Annotated in this window: 4 protein-coding genes; 2 read left to right on the forward strand and 2 right to left on the reverse strand. The window is 63.4% G+C overall.

What is annotated here, in order from left to right:
- Positions 1–234 (reverse strand): ArsR/SmtB family transcription factor (locus ELR45_RS17335; protein ID WP_420813900.1); only part of this gene is annotated, 234 nt, incomplete at its 3' end.
- Positions 235–326: 92 nt separating this feature from the next.
- Here ELR45_RS17335 and ELR45_RS17340 point away from each other — a divergent pair.
- Positions 327–1,091, forward strand: coding sequence for an SDR family NAD(P)-dependent oxidoreductase (locus ELR45_RS17340; RefSeq protein WP_129667506.1), 765 nt, complete (start codon positions 327–329; stop codon positions 1,089–1,091).
- On the opposite strand, the gene ELR45_RS17345 is transcribed toward ELR45_RS17340, so the two are convergent.
- A complete protein-coding gene (locus ELR45_RS17345) occupies positions 1,084–1,455 on the reverse strand; it encodes an MmcQ/YjbR family DNA-binding protein (RefSeq protein WP_205856763.1) in 372 nt (123 codons plus the stop codon). The two genes, ELR45_RS17340 and ELR45_RS17345, sit on opposite strands and share 8 nt — an antisense overlap.
- Before the next feature lie 570 nt (positions 1,456–2,025).
- On the opposite strand from ELR45_RS17345, the gene ELR45_RS35380 reads away from it, so the two are divergent.
- A partial coding sequence (locus ELR45_RS35380; protein ID WP_165367867.1) for a hypothetical protein occupies positions 2,026–2,383 on the forward strand: 358 nt, incomplete at its 3' end.

The raw sequence follows: 2,383 nt of genomic DNA on the forward strand, positions 1-2,383 counted from the left end.
CGGGAAACGTGCCTCCACCTCGTGACGGCGCAGGACGACGTAGCACCGGGTGCCTTCCTGCCGAGTTCGCGTGATTCCCGAGTCTCGCAACACACGCAGATGGTGGCTCAACGTCGATTTGGCCACCGGCACCCGCAGCTGGCCCCAGGCCCGTTCCTCCCCATCAGCGAGGGCCCGCACCAAGCCCACCCGGATCGGGTCGCTCAGCGCCGCCATGATCTGAGTGAGCGTCATCTCCTCAGGGTTCGGATGCCGAGCTTCACGCACACGGACATGCTACATTGTTCGATGTTTCACGAACATCGAACGTTACCCTTGAGGAGATCATGTCGACTGAACGAGAACCCTTCGCCGGACGTGTATCGATCGTCACCGGCGCCGGCTCCGGAATCGGCCGCGCGACCGCGATCGCTCTTGCCGACGCCGGCGCTTACGTCTTGGGCGTCGGACGGCGCACAGAGGCCTTGGAGCAGACGGCCGCTCAGGGGCACGGGAGGATCACCCCGTTCTCCGCCGACATCCGTGCCGAAGGCGCGCCCGAGGCAGTCGTCGGCGCGGCCGTCGACCAGTGGGGACGGCTGGATGTACTCGTCAACAACGCCGGCGCCACGGCTGTGATGCAGCTCGAGGACGTGACCGCACGCCGGGTCGCCGACATGTTCGATCTCAACGTCGTCGCACCTAGTCTGCTCGCCCAGGCGGCTCTGCCACACCTGCACCGAGCCCAGGGCTCGATCGTCAACATCTCCAGCACGTACGGCCACAGGCCACTACCGGGCGCTGCCCACTATGCGGCCTCGAAGAGCGCATTGGAGCAGCTCACTCGTAGCTGGGCACTGGAACTGGCGGAGCGCCGCATCAGAGTCAACGCCGTCGCCCCTGGTCCAACCGAGAGTGAGGCTCTCGCCGCCGCCGGACTGCCCGAAGCAACAGTCGAACGGATCAAGCAGACCGAGGCAGAGCGCATCCCACTCGGGCGACGAGGAGAACCGGACGAGGTGGCACGTTGGGTTCTCCACGTCGCCGACCCAACCGCGGCGTGGATCACGGGGCAGGTCATCTCCGTCGATGGAGGGCTCAACCTCATCTGACGTCGTCGTCGAGTGCCGCCACGAGGTTCTTGGGTGCGATCAGCCGGTAGCTCTCCTCGATCCAGTCGCAGAGCAACTCGACGGGCGTGTCGTTCTCGCTGAACGGCACATACACCCACCCGTGCTGGCCGAGTCCGTACCCCATCCGCTCCGCACCCGGCAGCGACAGCGCATGAGCGTGGGTATCTGGATCCTTGAGCTTCACGTTGAAAGCCGGGGGACGCGAGCCGTCATCGGCACCGAGGAACACGAAGACCTTCTTGTTCACCTTGGCGACCGACTCACCCCACGGAAACTCCTCGTAAGCACCCGGCAGCCCCAGCGCGAACTCCCGAACAGCCACGTGTACGTCAATCGGCTCCATGGTCATGTTCCTACCTGCATGGACACAACCACAAGCTACCAAGCCGCTCCTCCGCACCGGCTGACGGACGGGCGTAGCTACCGACTCCCCTCGTCCTTCTCAGATAGACCCACGAGACCTCAATAGTCGCTTGGACCCAAAGGCTTCAAGAGTTAAGTCCTAAGCTCCTTTGGAAGGGAACTCGCCGAAAGGCCGCTGCCCCTCCCTATCTGTGTCCGGGCGCGCATGTCTCGTCGCGCCGTGGCGGCCGCTGCATGGCTCGGCGCCGGGCTATAAAGACGCCCAGGAGGTCGACCACGGACACTATGAGCACCCTGCGTAGTGACTCATCGCATCAAGATGCCCTCGAAAGTTGCCGGAGGCGTTCAACCTGGACTAGCCTATAAACAGCTCGTCGTGATGAACGGTGAGAAGTGGACCCGAGACCCGGCCGGACGACCGTGGCGCTCGGGTCTCGCGCTTTCTGCGTCGTCACACGTCGCGAATCTCGGTGATCAAGCGCCGTGCGCGCCTGCGCCACTCACCACCCTTGGACCATGCCCAGGCGATCGCGTCTGGTATCGCAAGCAAATGTTCTTCGTGCGCGCGTCGATGCTCGTACCGCAATTCCTCGTAACAGCCAGCCGCTCGCGTGTACTCAATGAGCGCCTGCCGGTCGCGTTGTACGAGCGTGTCATCCCGTTCAAGGACGAGCATTCGGTGGTCTCGGGCAGTGACGTCCGCAATCAGCGCTTGCAGGCAAGCAAGACGGCTCTCGATGTGACTGCGTTCCCGCCGGACAGAATTGTAGATCGTGGCAGTGGCCCCTGCATCGTCAAGTGTCGACAGGATCTTTCGCCGGCGCGAATCCCGTTCATCCTTCATGTGCAGACGCCGTTGGCCAGGCAACAGAAGAGTACGTATGATCTTGCGCACTACATCAAGTTCA

This window comes from Phytoactinopolyspora endophytica (assembly GCF_004138495.1).
Classification (GTDB): Bacteria; Actinomycetota; Actinomycetes; order Jiangellales; family Jiangellaceae; genus Phytoactinopolyspora; species Phytoactinopolyspora endophytica.

Excerpts from the sequence above, each read along its gene's own strand:
- ELR45_RS17345 (WP_205856763.1), bottom strand. The coding sequence starts at position 1,455 with ATGGAGCCGATTGACGTACACGTGGCTGTTCGGGAGTTCGCGCTGGGG.
- ELR45_RS17340 (WP_129667506.1), top strand. The coding sequence starts at position 327 with ATGTCGACTGAACGAGAACCCTTCGCCGGACGTGTATCGATCGTCACC.